At 61.3% G+C, this 15028-nt stretch carries 16 protein-coding genes; 12 read left to right on the top strand and 4 right to left on the bottom strand.

Features of this window, described 5'->3' with window-relative positions:
- A partial coding sequence (locus LCM4573_RS21910) for a porin (RefSeq protein ID WP_071008555.1) occupies positions 1-696 on the top strand: 696 nt, incomplete at its 5' end.
- A gap of 272 nt (positions 697-968) precedes the next feature.
- On the opposite strand, the gene LCM4573_RS21915 is transcribed toward LCM4573_RS21910, so the two are convergent.
- Positions 969-3029 (bottom strand): transglycosylase SLT domain-containing protein, encoded by a 2061-nt coding sequence (locus tag LCM4573_RS21915; RefSeq protein ID WP_071009191.1) that lies wholly within the window; start codon positions 3027-3029, stop codon positions 969-971.
- Positions 3030-3261: 232 nt separating this feature from the next.
- Here LCM4573_RS21915 and dapA point away from each other — a divergent pair, with 232 nt between their 5' ends.
- The 4 genes from dapA to LCM4573_RS21935 all read left to right on the top strand — a co-directional run bounded on the left by dapA (position 3262) and on the right by LCM4573_RS21935 (position 6080).
- Positions 3262-4146, top strand: a complete 885-nt coding sequence (gene dapA / locus LCM4573_RS21920) for a 4-hydroxy-tetrahydrodipicolinate synthase (protein WP_071008556.1) — start codon at positions 3262-3264, stop codon at positions 4144-4146.
- Positions 4147-4274: 128 nt separating this feature from the next.
- Positions 4275-4751, top strand: coding sequence for an SsrA-binding protein SmpB (gene smpB / locus LCM4573_RS21925; RefSeq protein WP_071008557.1), 477 nt, complete (start codon positions 4275-4277; stop codon positions 4749-4751).
- A gap of 103 nt (positions 4752-4854) precedes the next feature.
- Complete coding sequence (locus LCM4573_RS21930) at positions 4855-5139, top strand: hypothetical protein (RefSeq protein ID WP_071008558.1); 285 nt, start codon at positions 4855-4857, stop codon at positions 5137-5139.
- A complete protein-coding gene (locus tag LCM4573_RS21935; protein WP_071008559.1) occupies positions 5136-6080 on the top strand; it encodes a YbhN family protein in 945 nt (314 codons plus the stop codon). The genes LCM4573_RS21930 and LCM4573_RS21935 overlap by 4 nt, the downstream gene beginning before the upstream one ends.
- Here the strand turns inward: LCM4573_RS21935 and LCM4573_RS21940 are convergent.
- Both LCM4573_RS21940 and LCM4573_RS21945 read right to left on the bottom strand, forming a co-directional pair.
- On the bottom strand, positions 6072-7166 hold the full coding sequence (locus LCM4573_RS21940; protein ID WP_071008560.1) for a bifunctional transcriptional activator/DNA repair enzyme AdaA: 1095 nt from the start codon (positions 7164-7166) through the stop codon (positions 6072-6074). The two genes, LCM4573_RS21935 and LCM4573_RS21940, sit on opposite strands and share 9 nt — an antisense overlap.
- Positions 7167-7231: 65 nt before the next feature.
- Positions 7232-7807, bottom strand: coding sequence for an NYN domain-containing protein (locus LCM4573_RS21945; protein WP_046792939.1), 576 nt, complete (start codon positions 7805-7807; stop codon positions 7232-7234).
- Positions 7808-8086: 279 nt separating this feature from the next.
- Between LCM4573_RS21945 and rpoZ the strand changes: the two genes are divergently transcribed.
- The 7 genes from rpoZ (at position 8087) to era (ending at position 14389) form a co-directional block, all read left to right on the top strand.
- A complete protein-coding gene (gene rpoZ, locus LCM4573_RS21950) occupies positions 8087-8500 on the top strand; it encodes a DNA-directed RNA polymerase subunit omega (protein WP_071008561.1) in 414 nt (137 codons plus the stop codon).
- 133 nt (positions 8501-8633) lie between these two features.
- Positions 8634-10853 (top strand): bifunctional (p)ppGpp synthetase/guanosine-3',5'-bis(diphosphate) 3'-pyrophosphohydrolase, encoded by a 2220-nt coding sequence (locus tag LCM4573_RS21955; protein ID WP_071008562.1) that lies wholly within the window; start codon positions 8634-8636, stop codon positions 10851-10853.
- Between the two features lie 141 nt (positions 10854-10994).
- Complete coding sequence (locus LCM4573_RS21960) at positions 10995-11147, top strand: DUF3563 family protein (RefSeq protein WP_071008563.1); 153 nt, start codon at positions 10995-10997, stop codon at positions 11145-11147.
- 320 nt (positions 11148-11467) lie between these two features.
- A complete protein-coding gene (gene acpS, locus LCM4573_RS21965) occupies positions 11468-11866 on the top strand; it encodes a holo-ACP synthase (protein ID WP_071008564.1) in 399 nt (132 codons plus the stop codon).
- 112 nt (positions 11867-11978) lie between these two features.
- Positions 11979-12725 (top strand): signal peptidase I, encoded by a 747-nt coding sequence (gene lepB / locus LCM4573_RS21970; protein ID WP_071008565.1) that lies wholly within the window; start codon positions 11979-11981, stop codon positions 12723-12725.
- Entirely contained in the window at positions 12722-13441 is a 720-nt protein-coding gene (rnc, locus tag LCM4573_RS21975; protein ID WP_071008566.1) for a ribonuclease III, read from the top strand. Before lepB ends, rnc begins: the two co-directional genes overlap by 4 nt.
- A gap of 9 nt (positions 13442-13450) precedes the next feature.
- The gene (gene era / locus LCM4573_RS21980) at positions 13451-14389 is read left to right on the top strand and encodes a GTPase Era (RefSeq protein ID WP_071008567.1); all 939 of its coding nucleotides are present in this window, start codon (positions 13451-13453) and stop codon (positions 14387-14389) included.
- A gap of 161 nt (positions 14390-14550) precedes the next feature.
- On the opposite strand, the gene LCM4573_RS21985 is transcribed toward era, so the two are convergent.
- The gene (locus LCM4573_RS21985) at positions 14551-14916 is read right to left on the bottom strand and encodes a hypothetical protein (protein WP_071008568.1); all 366 of its coding nucleotides are present in this window, start codon (positions 14914-14916) and stop codon (positions 14551-14553) included.
- Positions 14917-15028: the final 112 nt, after the last annotated feature.

Raw genomic sequence — 15028 nt, forward strand, 5'->3', positions numbered from 1 at the left:
TCGCGTGACAACTCCGGTTCGACTGCGGAAGACAACTTCTACTTCGACGAAGTTTACCTGCAGCTCGGCGGTTTCAAGGCCGGTACCTACCTCAGCTGGTGGGATAACGACCTTCCGGGCGAACTGGATTTCCTGAGCAACCAGACGCGCTTCACCTCGATCGCCTACATCTATTCGGGCGACGCGTTCACGGCTGGTCTCCAGGTCGACGAACTGTCTGACGACTTCGAAAGCAGCAACTTCATCTATGGCCGCGACGGCAACGATGTCGGCCTCGAAGGCGTTATCCAGGCCACCCTCGGCCCGGCAACCCTCGAAGTTCTCGGCTCCTACGATTTCGGTGCTGAAGACGGCGCGGTTCGCGTTTGGGGTTCGGTTGAAGTCGGTCCGGGCACTCTGCACGTAGCCGGTATCTACGCCTCTGGCGCAAACGCCTACTACACCGCCGCAGAAGCCACCGTCTCTGTTGCTTACTCGTTCAAGGCTACCGACAAGCTGGAAATCATCCCTGAGTTCCAGTACTTCTGGGACACCGAGACGGACGCCGATGGCGATTTCGGTGGCGAGAACGACTGGGCAGCTGGTGCAACGGTCAACTACCAGATCACCGAAGGCCTGACCTCGAAGGTCTCCGTCGGTTATCATGACCTCGCTGACACCTGGTCCGGTATCGTCCGCCTGCAGCGCGACTTCTAATCTGATCTGAAGATTGGATAGGAAAGCCCGGCTCAATGAGCCGGGCTTTTTCGTTTTTGGGAACCCTATTGACCTGCGCAATGTCATCCTCGGCCGAGTGTCGAGAACCTGTCCGTCTCTCCAAGTTTTGGATTATGTTATAGGAATTCGAGTGCCGCTGTGTGGTCGGATGTTCGAAACAAGTATGGTGACGAAAGAGACGCTATCGTCCTTTGTCAGTGATCTGGGTTCAAGTTTCTATCCGGTTTTCTGTTTTCACCCGGCCGCGAGAGCTACTGCCGGCCGAATCTCAGATCGGATTCGATCTCGGCCTGCTGCCCGAGCCGCGTCTTGTAGACCTCGTAATTCTCCATCACCCGCTGCACGTAATTGCGGGTCTCGGGGAAAGGTATGCGTTCGATCCAGTCGATCACCTCGTCGAGCGGTTTCCCGCGCGGATCGCCGTAGCGCGCCACCCATTCCCGCACCCGGCGAGGGCCGGCATTATAGGCGATGAAGGTGAGGATATAGGAGCCGCCGAACGTATCTATCTGCTCTCCGAGATAGTGTGCTCCCAGCGTCGCGTTGTAACCGGCGTCGCTGGTAAGCTTGGCTGGCGCATAGGAAAGGCCATGGCGCTTGGCGACCCCTTGAGCCGTGCCCGGCAGAAGCTGGAGCAAGCCGCGCGCATTGGCGGTGGATACCGCGCCCGAATTGAAGGCACTCTCCTGCCTGGCGATCGCATAGGCGAGCGCCTTGCCCGATCCGGCGATATCCGCGCCTGCGGGAATGACGCCGATCGGAAAGGCGAGCGCAGCGGCGTCGATGCCGCGTGCGAAGGCGGCCTTGCCCATTTCCAGCGAAAGATTGTGYTTGCCGTCGCGCTCGGCTCGCGCGGTCAGGATCGCAAGCTCGCCTGGGCTGTCGATCTCCTCCGCAAGCGCCTTGTAGAGCACCTCCGCGCGCCTGTCCTGGCCGGCGCTTTCGAGCACGTCTATCGCCTTGACCGCTTCCCGGCTCTCGAGCGCCTTCTGATCGGCGGCCGTAGGGGAGGGGTAGGCGACGTTGAGTGTCCGGATATCGAGGCGCGCGGCGGCAAGTTGGCCGTAGAAGGTTCCGGGATATCGTGCCGCCTGCTCATAGAATTCGGCAGCCTTGCCGGGCCCGCCGGCCTCTGCGGCGCGGCCGAGCCAGTAAAGAGCTCGAGAGGCGGAGAGCGGTCGCTTCGAAGCGTCGAGAATCCGGCGGAAATGCTTCTCCGCCGCCGCGGGATCCTTGAGCTGCCTCAATGCGTACCAGCCGGCATGGAACTCCGCATCCGCGATGTCCGCTGGCAGCGTGGAGGCATGGTTGGAGACGATCCGGTAGGCTTCCTTGAAATCGCCCTCGTCAGCGAGGCCGCGCGCGATGATGCGGCGCTCGTTCCACCATTCGGTGGTGTTGATGAGGCGGGAAGCCTCGCGCGGAGCCTTGTCCAGCAATGCGGCCGCTTCGCGGTACTTGTCCTGCCGGCGCAGGAGCTCGATGCGGACGAAGAGATAGGCCGGGTCGTTCGCCCAGGATGGGTCGGTGGCCTTGACCAGGGCTTCGGCGTTCTTTGCGTTGCCGATCATCGCGCTCCAGGCCTTGTGGAAGGATTGCGCTCCCGCGAGGTCCGCAAAGCGCTTCGCTTGGGCGGCTCGGCTGCGATAGAGCAGGTAGGCCATGCGCGTCTTGTGATCGGCAGGCGTCAGCAGCGATGAAAATTCCTCGAGGATATTATCCTCGGTGGGCGTGTCGAGCGTCTTGGAACTCCAGATCGAGCGAAGCGTTGCGGCTGCCTCCGCCGTACTCCCCGTCGCGACCAATGCGCGGGAGAGAATGATCGCGCCTTCCACGGTCTCGGGCTTTGTCTTGCCGAAAGCGGCAAGCACCTGTTTCGGCGTCGGATTTTCCCAATAGAGTGCCCGCTCGGAATGGGCGCGCAGGGATTTCAGTCCCGGCCAGCCCGCAAGCTCCCGCTGCGCGGCGGCGATCTCATAGGAAGGTACGCCGGAAAGGCCGGATGTCGCGATCGCCCAGGTGAGGATATGGTGGTCGAGCGAACCCTTCGTCATCCGGTCGCGGATTTCGCGGGCCGATGCCGCATTGCCGGCGGAAACGGCGTCCAGYCCGGCCTTCAGGTCCGCTGCCGGAACCGGATTTTCCGTCCGCGGAATGGCGCCCGTCATGTCGGGAAACGGCATGGCCGCGGGCAGGGGATTGTCCGGTCGGACGTAGGGAAGCGGAACGCTGCCTTCGGAAGGGGGCGCGGCAAGCGGCAGTCCCGGCAGGCCGAGCCCGAAGGCCGAGAAGAGCAGGGCAGCCTTGTTCATCCGGTCGCTCGCGACAACGATTTCCCCCTCGATGGACAATTCATATTAGCCGACACGCGGATTAATGAAACCTTTCCGGACCTCACGAAAATGCGCGTTCTCCCACCGGTGGGATTGCGTTGAAAATCCCGCGTGTCTCCGCTTGTCGCCGCTTTCCCGCCGCTCTATGGTGCCCACCTTTAATCATGGATTGCGGCCGAAGAATGGATGGCCGGCCAGTGGGAGTCTACGCATGTTCAAGGGATCTATGCCCGCCCTCGTCACCCCTTTCACCGCCGATGGCGCGGTGGATGAGCAGGCTTTTGCCGACCATGTGGAGTGGCAGATCGGGGAAGGCAGCCACGGCCTCGTGCCGGTCGGCACAACCGGGGAATCGCCCACCCTTTCCCATGCGGAGCACAAACGCGTCGTGGAGATCTGCGTGCAGACTGCAAAGAAGCGCGTGCCGGTCATCGCCGGTGCGGGCTCCAATAACACCCGAGAGGCGATCGAGCTTGCCCAGCATGCCGAAATGGTTGGCGCCGATGCCCTGTTGGTGGTGACGCCTTACTACAACAAGCCGACGCAGAAGGGGCTGTACGCCCATTATTCGGCGATTGCGGAAGCCGTGAACCTGCCGATCATCATCTATAACATTCCCGGCCGTTCCGTCATCGATATGACGCCCGAGACCATGGGAGCGCTTGCCAAGGCGCACAAGAACATCGCCGGCGTCAAGGATGCCACCGGCAAGATCGAGCGCGTCTCCGAGCAGCGCATCGCCTGCGGCAAGGAATTCGTCCAGCTTTCGGGCGAGGATGCGACCGCGCTCGGCTTCAACGCGCATGGCGGTGTCGGCTGCATTTCGGTGACGGCCAATGTCGCGCCGCGTCTTTGCGCCGAGTTCCAGAAGGCGACGCTCGCCGGCGACTACGCAACGGCCTTGGAATATCACGACCGGCTGATGCCGCTGCACAAGGCGATCTTCCTGGAGCCGGGCCTTTGCGGCGCCAAATATGGTCTGTTCAGGACCCGTGGCATGAACCGCACGGTGCGCTCGCCGCTGCTCTCCACCCTGGAGCCGGCGACCGAAGCGGCGATCGATGCAGCACTCCGCCACGCGGGGCTGCTGAACTGAGGCGGCATCCTCGCCGCCCTTGCTTCACTTTGCGTCGCCCGCACATTACATATGGATGACAGAACCCCGTCCGTCGCCCGCGGACGGGGAACAATCCTTTATCAAAGGGCAGGACGGACTTTTTCACCATGGCACCCAAAGGCAGCCAGCGCACGGTCAACAAGATTGTCGCGGAAAATCGCAAGGCCCGCTTCAATTATGAGATCATCGATACCTACGAGGCGGGCCTCGTCCTGACGGGGACGGAGGTGAAGTCGCTGCGTGATGGCAAGGCCAATATCGCGGAATCCTACGCTTCGGACGAGGGCGAGGAAATCTGGCTGATCAATTCGCATCTGCCGGAATATCTCCAGGCGAACCGCTTCAATCACGAGCCGCGCCGCCGCCGCAAGCTGCTGCTCAGCAAGCGCGAGATCAACCGGCTGCGCGCCGGCATCAATCGCGAAGGCATGACGCTCGTGCCGCTGAAGATCTATTTCAACGAAAAGGGTCGCGCCAAGCTCGAACTCGCATTGGCCAAGGGCAAGAAACTGCACGACAAGCGCGAGACGGAGAAGGAGCGCGACTGGAACCGGCAGAAGTCCCGGCTCTTGAAGGACAACTGACGTCCGGTTCGGTGCCCGCATAGTGTTCCAGACATGTGCGCGACCGTGAACCTTTCCCGCGTCTCTTCGTTGAAGGAGGATCGGGAATTGCGGGAGGTCCGCCATGACCTATGCCGAGATCATCAAGAAAGCCATCGACGGCCGCAAGGTGGTCGAGCTGCGCTACAAGGACGTGCCGAGAAAGGTGCGCCCGCATATCCTCGGCTTTGTCGGCACCGGCCAATTGGCCCTTAGCGGCTGGCAGACCTCCGGCACGGGTGCCGGCTGGCGGCTCTTCCATGTTGCCGATATCGCCGAACTTTCGGCGACGAACGTGAGCTTTCTCGGGACCGCGCCCGGCTATAACCCGGACGACCCGGCTTTTTACCGCATCATCGACCGCATATGACGAAACGAAAAGCCATCCTGACCTATGTCACGGTCGTCTTTGGCATCGCGATAGCGGGCTATCTCCTCTATCTCACGTTTCGGGAATACTCGGTCGCCGATATCGTCCATTCCGTCCAGGCAATCCCCACGTCCAACATGCTGACGGCGCTCTGCTTTGCCGCCGCCTCCTATCTCTGCCTGACGGGCTTCGACTGGACGGGCGTACGCTATGTCCGCAACGACCTTGCCTATCCGAAGGTCGCGCTCGCCTCCTTCCTGTCGCTGTCGATCGGCCAGAGCGTCGGCCTTGCGGGGCTGAGCAGCGGTGCGCTTCGATACCGCTACTATGCCCATTGGGGCATGAGCGCGGAGGAGGTGACGAAGATCGTGCTGCTTTCCGGCGTCACTGTCGGGCTCGGCATGGCCGTCCTCTCCGGTGTGGTTCTGATCCTCAATCCCGCCGATGCCGCCAAGGTCCTGCGTTTGAGGGAAGGCGCGATCTTGGGGATAGGAGCCGCGAGCCTGCTTGCCGTCGCGGCATATCTCGCGCTCGCGGCCTTCGTCCGTGCGCCGCTGAAAATCCGCAAATGGACGTTCCGCATGCCGACGCTCAGGATCGCCATCGCCCAGGCGGTCATCGGCGCGGTGAATTTCGCCCTGGTTTCCGCCTGCCTGCGAGAGGTCATGGCGGCGACCGCCGATGTGAGCTATCTGAAGGCTGCGACGGCCTTCGTGCTTGCCAATCTCGCGATCCTCCTCACCCACGCGCCGGGTGGGCTTGGTGTGCTTGAAGCGACCGTGCGGCATGTCATGGGTGAGGATGCGTCGATCGGTTCGCTCGTGGCTTTCCGCGTCATCTATTTCTTTATCCCGCTTGCCATCGGCTTGCCGCTCTCGCTGATCGTCGAGGCCATCTTCCGCGCCCGTAAGGCGAAACTGGCGGATGCTGAATCAGCCTGATGCGGCCAACATTTCCGGTTCACCCCGCTGTGTTTTTGCCGCAATGCGCCTCTCATGTTCTAGCAGCCAGCGCTTGCGCCAAAGGCCGCCGCCATAGCCGGTGAGGCTCCCGTCCGCGCCGAGCACCCGATGGCAGGGAATGACGATGGCGATCTGGTTTGCGCCGTTGGCGCCCGCCACCGCGCGGGTGGAGGAGGGCGCGCCGAGTTCCATTGCGAGTGCGCCATAGGTTCTCATGCCGCCTGTAGGGATCGCGCGTAGCGCTTCCCAGACCCTGCGCTGAAAAGGCGATCCGTGGCCCGCAAGCCGCGTTTGGAAGCCTCGGTCTTCACCGTTGAAATAGGCTGCGAGTTCAGCCTCGATCTGGTCGATTGGCGGATGTCTTCCCATGGCGATCCCGCTGCCGGTGTAACGCTGCAGCCTCCGGATCTCCGCCGGAAGCGCCTTCCGCTCGGCGAATTCCAGCAAATGCAGAGCGTGGCTGTCGGCGATCGCCATCATCGGACCGATCGGGGTCTCGATCCAGTCGGCCCGCAGCAGCGTCTTGTCGCGCAGATTGGCGGGAKCCGCGCCGAACAGCTTGGTGATGGCGCTGCGGAAGCCGCTTCCGGAGGAGTAGCCCGCCTCAAGCTGCGTATCGATGACGCTCTCGCCGGAGGTCAGCATCTCCGCGGCCTTTCCCATCCGCCGCAGTCTGGCGATCTCCAGGAAACTCATGCCGAACTGCCGCTTGAAGGCGCGTCTTGCGGTGGAGGGATCTATGCCCAGCGCATCCACGTCGCCCTCGCTCCAGCGCCGTTCCGGTTCGGCGTCGAGCGCCTGCAGCAGCTTAGACACGACAGGATCGGTCTCGCCGAGTTTCAGCATCGGCTTGCATCGGCTGCAGGGGCGGAAACCCGCCTCCAGGCATTCGGCTATCGTGCCGTAAAAAGCGGTGTTCTCCCGCTTCGGCTTTCGGGCCGGGCAGGTGAGGCGGCAGAATATGCCGGTGGTTCTCACCGCCGCCCAGGCAAAACCTTCATAAGCCGGATCGCGTGCGACCAGCGCTTCGTAGAGGATGTCATCGTTGGGGCGTTCGAAAAGCATGCACCTCTTTTAACGCGATCCCGAGCGGGATGCCGCCGAAAAACAGGCGCGGATTCTCGAAATATTCAGACGTCCGCCGGCTCCACCGGTTCAGCCGGGCGCGCCGGGCGTTCCGAAGGATCGCGTCCGATTTCCGGCTTCAGCACCATCAGGTCGATGAAGTGATCGGCCTGGCGGCGCAGATCGTCGGCGATCATCGGCGGCTGGGTCTGCATCGTGGAGACCACGGAAACCTTGCGCCCCTTGCGCTGCAGCGCCTCGACCAGCGTGGTGAAATCGCCGTCGCCCGAAAACAGCACGAGGTGATCCACCGTTTCGGACTGTTCCATGGCATCGATCGCAAGTTCGATGTCCATATTTCCCTTGATCTTGCGGCGGCCCATGGAGTCCGTGAATTCCTTGGCCGGTTTGGTGACGACCTTGTAGCCGTTGTAGTCAAGCCAATCGATAAGCGGGCGGATGGAGGAATATTCCTGATCCTCGATCAGCGCCGTGTAATAGTAGGCGCGCAGAAGATAGCCGCGCTTCTGGAACGCTTTCAGAAGCTTCCGGTAGTCGATATCGAAGCCGAGGCTTTTCGAGGCGGCGTAAAGATTGGCACCGTCAATGAAGAGCGCAATCTTCTCTCTTGGATCAAACATATGGTCTCCATCCCCTTTTATTTTATATGGCCGGCAAAACGATAAGTTGATCTTCTGCCGGAAGAATAATCCATTACATTACGAACTATTCATATATCAGTCATTTATGGCACGATTCGCGATATTCCAAGCATCTTTGGGTTGAATCACGGACTATACCTTTCACAGCGTAGAGGGCAGGGATGCAAAAGGATTCTGCAGGAAAAACTTGAATTTGCCACGCGTTCCCTGTATCGGGCGTATCAATTCCGCAGAATTCCCGATCGTAAAGGACAGGCAATGGCCCGTGTCACCGTAGAAGATTGCATTGATAAAGTCGATAACCGGTTTGAGCTGGTGCTGCTCGCCAGCCACCGCGCACGGCAGATTTCGCAGGGCGCCGGCATCACGGTCGACCGCGACAACGACAAGAACCCGGTCGTCGCGCTGCGCGAGATTGCCGATGAGACGCTTTCGCCCGACGACCTCAAGGAAGACCTGATCCACTCGCTGCAGAAGCATGTGGAAGTGGACGAGCCCGAGCCCGATCCGGCTTCGCTGATCGCCGCCGGTGCCGGCGCGGTCGCCGGTGCGGACCGCGGCGAGGAGGAAGAGGACCTGCCGGAAACCGTCACTTTCGACCAGATGTCGGAAGAAGAACTGCTGGCCGGCATCGAAGGCCTCGTGCCGCCGGAAAAGAGCGACGACTACTGATCAGATAGCATGGGCGATTACCAATCGTTCATTCTATAGCCGTAATCTGATTGTCTGCATTATGATGGCTGCGCCAGTCTGACGATTGGCGCGCCATTTCTTTTTCAGAAAGTAATTAGGGACCTATTTCGGGATGATGCGGCAGTATGAGCTCGTGGAGCGGGTGCAGAAGTACAAGCCCGAAGCCAACGAAGCTCTTTTGAACAAGGCTTATGTCTATGCCATGCAGAAGCATGGCCAGCAGAAGCGTGCCAGCGGCGATCCCTATATTTCCCATCCGCTCGAAGTGGCGGCGATCCTCACCGACATGCATCTCGACGAGTCGACCATCGCGGTGGCTCTGCTGCACGATACGATCGAGGATACCACGGCGACGCGAGCCGAGATCGACGAACTGTTCGGTGAGGATATCGGCCGGCTGGTCGAGGGGCTCACCAAGCTCAAACGCCTCGATCTGGTGACCAAGAAGGCCAAGCAGGCCGAAAACCTCCGCAAGCTCCTGCTGGCGATTTCCGATGACGTGCKCGTGCTGCTGGTGAAGCTCGCCGACCGGCTGCACAACATGCGCACGCTGGAGCACATGTCGCAGGAAAAGCGCGCCCGCATCTCCGAAGAGACCATGGATATCTATGCGCCGCTCGCCGGCCGCATGGGTATGCAGGACATGCGCGACGAGTTGGAGGATCTGTCCTTCCGCTACATGAACCCGGAAGCCTACGAGACCGTCACCAGGCGTCTTGCCGAGCTTTCGGCCCGCAATGAGGGCCTCATCGCCAAGATCGAGGACGAGCTGCAGGACCTGCTGGTCGCCAATGGCCTCATCGACGCGGTGGTGAAGGGGCGGCAGAAGAAGCCCTATTCCGTCTTCCGCAAGATGCAGTCGAAGTCGCTCTCCTTCGAACAGCTTTCCGATGTCTACGGCTTCCGCATCATCGTGGGAGACATTCCTTCCTGCTACCGGGCGCTCGGCATCGTCCATACCCGCTGGCGTGTCGTGCCTGGGCGTTTTAAGGACTATATCTCCACCCCCAAGCAGAACGATTATCGCTCCATTCACACCACGATCGTGGGCCCTTCGCGCCAGCGCATCGAGCTGCAGATCCGCACCAGGCGCATGCATGAAATCGCCGAATACGGTATCGCGGCCCATGYCCTCTACAAGGACGGGGAGGGGAATGATGGCGGCGAACTCCTCTCCAAGGAATCCAACGCCTATTCCTGGCTGCGCCATACCATCGAGGCGCTTGCGGAGGGCGACAATCCGGAAGAATTCCTCGAGCATACCAAGCTTGAACTCTTCCAGGACCAGGTCTTCTGCTTCACGCCCAAGGGCAAGCTGATCGCCCTGCCACGCGGTGCGACGCCGATCGATTTCGCCTATGYGGTTCACACCAATATCGGCGATACGACGGTGGGGGCGAAGATCAACGGTCGCATCATGCCGCTCGTCACGCGCCTCAACAACGGCGACGAGGTGGAGATCATCCGCTCCGGCGTGCAGGTGCCGCCGGCGGCGTGGGAAGAGATCGTGGTTACCGGCAAGGCCCGCGCGGCGATCCGCCGGGCGACCCGCATGGCGATCCGCAAGCAATATGCCGGCCTCGGCCATCGTATTCTGGAACGGACCTTCGAGCGCGCCGGAAAGGTCTTCTCGCGGGACGTCCTGAAGCCGGCACTGCACCGGCTGGGGCAGAAGGATGTCGAAGACGCGATCGCGTCGGTCGGGCGCGGCGAGCTTTCCTCGCTCGACGTGCTGCGCGCCGTCTTCCCGGACTACAAGGACGAGCGCGTGACGGTAAAGCCGGCCGACGAGGGCTGGTTCAACATGCGCAGCGCCTCCGGCATGATCTTCAAGATTCCGGACCGCCGCAAGGAGGGCGCGGAGGAAGAGGAGGCCGGGCCCGATCCGCTGCCCATCCGGGGCCTCTCCGGCAATATGGAAGTCCATTTCGCGTCGAGCGGCGCGGTTCCGGGGGACCGTATCGTCGGCATCATGGAAAAGGACAAGGGGATTACCATCTATCCCATCCAGGCGCCGGCCCTGCAGCATTTCGACGACCAGCCGGAGCGTTGGATAGACGTCCGCTGGGATCTCGATGAGGCCAACAAGTCGCGCTTCATGGCGCGCCTGGTCATCAACGCCCTGAACGAGCCCGGCACGCTCGCGACCGTCGCGCAGGCGGTGGCGCGGCTCGATATCAACATCCGCTCGCTTGACATGGGCCGGGTCGCCACGGATTTCTCCGAGATGACCATCGATGTCGAGGTGTGGGACTTGCGCCAGTTRAACCAGCTGCTCATTCAATTGAAGGAGCTGGATTGCATATCCACCGTCAAGCGGGTCTATGACTGACGGTATCTGCCCAAAAATGAGCCTTCTCTTTTCTCCGCCATGCTTCCAGCGCAAGGCAGACTAGCTTCCGCGGCGCTGGTGGACCGGCCAGGGTGTTACTATATTGGTGCGGTGCAATATGAGAGAGAAGAGAGATAGAACATGTTGAAATCCGTACGTAAAATCGCCCGCGCCCTTCGCGCGCCCAGCACCGAGGACCGCGAGATCGCTTACCTGAACGGCGCTGTTGACCGCATCGACCTCGAATACCGTCAGCGGCAGATCGACCGCGGTCTGTTCCGCACGTACTACTGATCGTCAGGGTCGCTTAAAAAAGGAGCGGCAGCGCATTCGTGCAGCGCCGCCGGCGCAGGCTTCGCGGGACATACGCGAGGCCTTTTGCTTTTCTGGAAGGCTTCATAGCCTCCACTACATCCGCCTTCCATGTGAGCGAGTCACCTTCCGCCTTGTCGGACCGTGACCGCTCGCGCAGTTGCGGGCTTTCCTCTTCCGTGCGATCACCTATGTCTCTGTCCGGGGTTGAGGCGCCGCTGATGCTTGACTGAGGCGGCGGGAATGGCCAAGTCAGGCCAGCGATCCACTTGGTTCAGGCATTTGCTCGGAAAAGGAAGCTCATGATCATCGGATTGGGCAGCGACATCGTCGACATTCGCCGCGTGGAGAAATCGATCAAACGGTTCGGTGAGCGCTTCACCCATCGCTGCTTCACCGAAATCGAGCGGAAGAAATCCGATGGGCGCAAGAACCGCGCCGCTTCCTATGCCAAGCGTTTCGCAGCCAAGGAGGCCTGTTCCAAGGCGTTGGGAACCGGCCTTGCACAAGGTGTTTTCTGGAAGGATATGGGCGTGGTCAACCTGCCCGGCGGCAAGCCGACCATGGTGTTGACCGGCGGCGCGGCCACCCGGCTTTCCGGAATGATGCCGGCGGGTCACAAGCCGGTGATCCACATCACCATAACCGACGAATATCCTTATGCACAGGCCTATGTAATCATCGAGGCGCTGCCTGCATAGAGGTGATGAGCGCGGCACGGTCTTAAGAACCATTGCCCCGGCATTTGGAAGCGTTTAGAGAAAGCAGCGATCCCGCCGACAGGTAGGCGGCCGAATTAGAAAGACCCGTTACGTGTCCGAAAAAGTTGAAAAGAAGCAGAACGCCCTTTGGGAAAACATCAAAGTCATCGTTCAGGCGCTTCTGCTGGCAATGGTCATCCGCACCGTCTTCTTCCAGCCTTTTACAATCCCTTCCGGTTCGATGATGCCGACGCTGCTTGTCGGAGACTATATCTTCGTCAACAAGTTCGCCTACGGCTATTCGAAATATTCGTTGCCTTTCTCGCCGGATCTCTTTTCCGGCCGCGTCCTCGAATTCAGTGAGCCCGAGCGTGGCGACGTGATCGTTTTCCGCCTGCCTACCGATCCGAACGTCGATTACATCAAGCGCCTTGTCGGCCTTCCGGGCGATCGGGTCCAGGTGACCGACGGTGTGCTCTATATCAACGGGCAGCCGGTTCCGAAGCAGGCCGACGGGACTTTCACCTCCGATTATCGCCTCGATCCGGGCGCCGACGTGCCGGTCTTCCGCGAGACGCTGGACAACGGCGTGACCTATGACACGCTCGACCAGTCGCCCATGTCCCGCGGCGACAACACCCGCGAGTTCATCGTGCCGGAAGGCCACTATTTCTTCATGGGCGACAACCGCGACAATTCCCTCGATAGCCGTTTCGACGTCGGCTTCGTTCCGGCTGAAAACCTGATCGGCCGCGCCAGCGTCATCTTCTTCTCGATCGGCAACGACACCTCGTTCCGCGAGTTCTGGAAGTGGCCGGCGAACATGAGATGGGAGAGGCTTTTCAAGGTCGTCAGATGATGAAGGCAAAGGCTCTGTCGGAGGAGGAGAGGGCACAGCTCGAGGCAGCCATCGGCCATGAATTCGTTGACAAGCACTGGCTTGACCGGGCGCTCACCCATGCGAGCACCGGTTCCGCCAAGGGCGCGAATTACGAGCGGCTGGAATTCCTGGGCGATCGCGTGCTCGGGCTCTGCGTGGCCGAACTCCTGTTCCGTACGTTCCGCACGGCGGCCGAAGGCGAACTTTCGGTTCGCCTGAACCAGCTCGTCAGCGCCGAGAGCTGCGCGGATGTGGCGGACGAATTGCAGCTCCACCGGTTCATCCGCACCGGCGCGGACGTCAAGAAGCTCACCGGCAAGCGGATGATGAATGTGCGCGCGGACGTGGTGGAAAGCCTGATCGCCGCGCTCTATCTTGATGGTGGGCTGGAGGCGGCGCGTGCCTTCATCCTGCGCTATTGGCAAGCCCGCGCCGCCCGCGCCGACGGCGCGAGGCGCGATGCCAAGACCGAACTGCAGGAATGGGCGCATGCGAAATTCGGCCTGACGCCGTCCTACCGCGTCGACGACCGTTCCGGCCCCGATCACGACCCGCGCTTCACCGTGACGGTGGAAGTGGCGGGCGTGGCGCCGGAAACCGGCATCGACCGGTCCAAAAGAGCCGCCGAACAGGTGGCGGCAACGAGAATGCTCGAACGCGAGGGCGTGTGGCAGAAGCCGGTCGCCTCGGATTGATTGGATAAGATGACCGAAAACGAGAACATCGCCGCCGGCGAAAACGAAGCTGTTGGCACGCGCTCCGGCTTCGTGGCGCTGATCGGCGCCACGAATGCGGGCAAGTCGACCCTGGTGAACCAGCTGGTCGGCGCAAAGGTCTCGATCGTCAGCCACAAGGTGCAGACGACGCGGGCAATCGTGCGCGGCATTGCTATCCACGACAATGCCCAGATCGTCTTCATGGATACGCCCGGCATCTTCAAGCCGCGCCGCCGGCTGGACCGCGCCATGGTGACGAGCGCCTGGGGCGGCGCCAAGGATGCCGACCTGATCATGCTTCTGATCGACAGCGAGCGGGGCCTGCGCGGCGACGCCGAGGCGATCCTCGAAGGTCTCAAGGAAGTGCGCCAGCCGAAGATCCTGGCGCTCAACAAGATCGACCGCGTAAGGCCGGAAGACTTGCTGAAGCTCGCGTCGGCGGCAAATGAATTCGTGCCCTTCGAGCGCACCTTCATGATTTCGGCCACTACCGGCTCGGGCTGCGGCGATCTGATGGATTACCTCGCCAAGGCGGTGCCTGAAGGCCCCTGGTATTACCCGGAAGACCAGATTTCCGATCTGCCGATGCGTCAGCTTGCTGCCGAGATCACCCGCGAGAAGCTGTTCCTGCGCTTGCATCAGGAGCTTCCCTATTCCTCCCATGTGGAAACGGAGAAGTGGGAGGAGCGCAAAGACGGCTCGGTGCGCATCGAGCAGGTCATCTATGTGGAGCGCGACAGCCAGAAGAAGATCGCGCTCGGCAAGGGCGGCGAGGCGATCAAGGCGATCTCCACCGCGTCCCGCAAGGAGCTGTCCGAAATCCTCGAACAGCCGGTGCACCTCTTCCTCTTCGTCAAGGTGCGCGAGAACTGGGGCGACGATCCGGAGCGCTTCCGCGAAATGGGGCTGGAATTTCCCAAGGGGTGAGGAGCGATGCCGCGAAGCGGCAGCAATCGATCCAGTGAATCGATTGCAGCGACGAACGCCCGGAGCTCAAGCGACGGGCCGGGAAAATTACCCCTCATTCGGCTGCCGCCACCTTCTCTCCGCAGGCGGAGTGAGGGGCAATGGCGGCCCGCGTGAAAGCGCTACTTCCCCCTTTGCATCAGCGCCTTGACCTCCTCATAGCGGCGGCGGTTCTCCGGCTGCTGTTCGGTCGCCGAATAGCAGGTCTCCTCGATGCAGAAACGGGTGAGGCCGAAGGGGGCGGTCGCCTTCTCGAACTGGCATTCGATCTCGTTAGTGAAATCCGTGGGCTTGGCGTCCTCGCGCGTCGTATAGGTCAGGCGCGCGCCGGGCGGGTCGAGTTCCGGGAAGGATTGCACGACGCCCGTCTTCAGGACCGGGGCCAGCAGGAAATTCTTCGCGACAGCCACGCAGGCCTGCTCCAGTTGCGGCGACTGGGCGGCGGCGGGTGATGCAAGAAGCAGAGCGGCAAGAATAGCATATCTCATGGGAGCCCCCGGTTATGAAAGTTCCCGGGAAAATCCGCATCCCCCGCCATTTGTTCCCGCTCGACCTCAGAGAAGAGAGTGACGACCGAGATTAGAAACCGATTCAGTTCTA

Origin of the sequence: Rhizobium sp. LCM 4573 (assembly GCF_001854865.1) — a bacterium.
In the GTDB taxonomy this organism is placed as follows: Bacteria; Pseudomonadota; Alphaproteobacteria; order Rhizobiales; family Rhizobiaceae; genus Neorhizobium.

Excerpts from the sequence above, each read along its gene's own strand:
- LCM4573_RS21960 (WP_071008563.1), top strand. The coding sequence starts at position 10,995 with ATGTTGAAATCCGTACGTAAAATCGCCCGCGCCCTTCGCGCGCCCAGC.
- rpoZ (WP_071008561.1), top strand. The coding sequence starts at position 8,087 with ATGGCCCGTGTCACCGTAGAAGATTGCATTGATAAAGTCGATAACCGG.
- era (WP_071008567.1), top strand. The coding sequence starts at position 13,451 with ATGACCGAAAACGAGAACATCGCCGCCGGCGAAAACGAAGCTGTTGGC.
- acpS (WP_071008564.1), top strand. The coding sequence starts at position 11,468 with ATGATCATCGGATTGGGCAGCGACATCGTCGACATTCGCCGCGTGGAG.
- dapA (WP_071008556.1), top strand. The coding sequence starts at position 3,262 with ATGTTCAAGGGATCTATGCCCGCCCTCGTCACCCCTTTCACCGCCGAT.
- LCM4573_RS21985 (WP_071008568.1), bottom strand. The coding sequence starts at position 14,916 with ATGAGATATGCTATTCTTGCCGCTCTGCTTCTTGCATCACCCGCCGCC.
- LCM4573_RS21935 (WP_071008559.1), top strand. The coding sequence starts at position 5,136 with ATGACGAAACGAAAAGCCATCCTGACCTATGTCACGGTCGTCTTTGGC.
- LCM4573_RS21930 (WP_071008558.1), top strand. The coding sequence starts at position 4,855 with ATGACCTATGCCGAGATCATCAAGAAAGCCATCGACGGCCGCAAGGTG.
- smpB (WP_071008557.1), top strand. The coding sequence starts at position 4,275 with ATGGCACCCAAAGGCAGCCAGCGCACGGTCAACAAGATTGTCGCGGAA.
- LCM4573_RS21945 (WP_046792939.1), bottom strand. The coding sequence starts at position 7,807 with ATGTTTGATCCAAGAGAGAAGATTGCGCTCTTCATTGACGGTGCCAAT.
- rnc (WP_071008566.1), top strand. The coding sequence starts at position 12,722 with ATGATGAAGGCAAAGGCTCTGTCGGAGGAGGAGAGGGCACAGCTCGAG.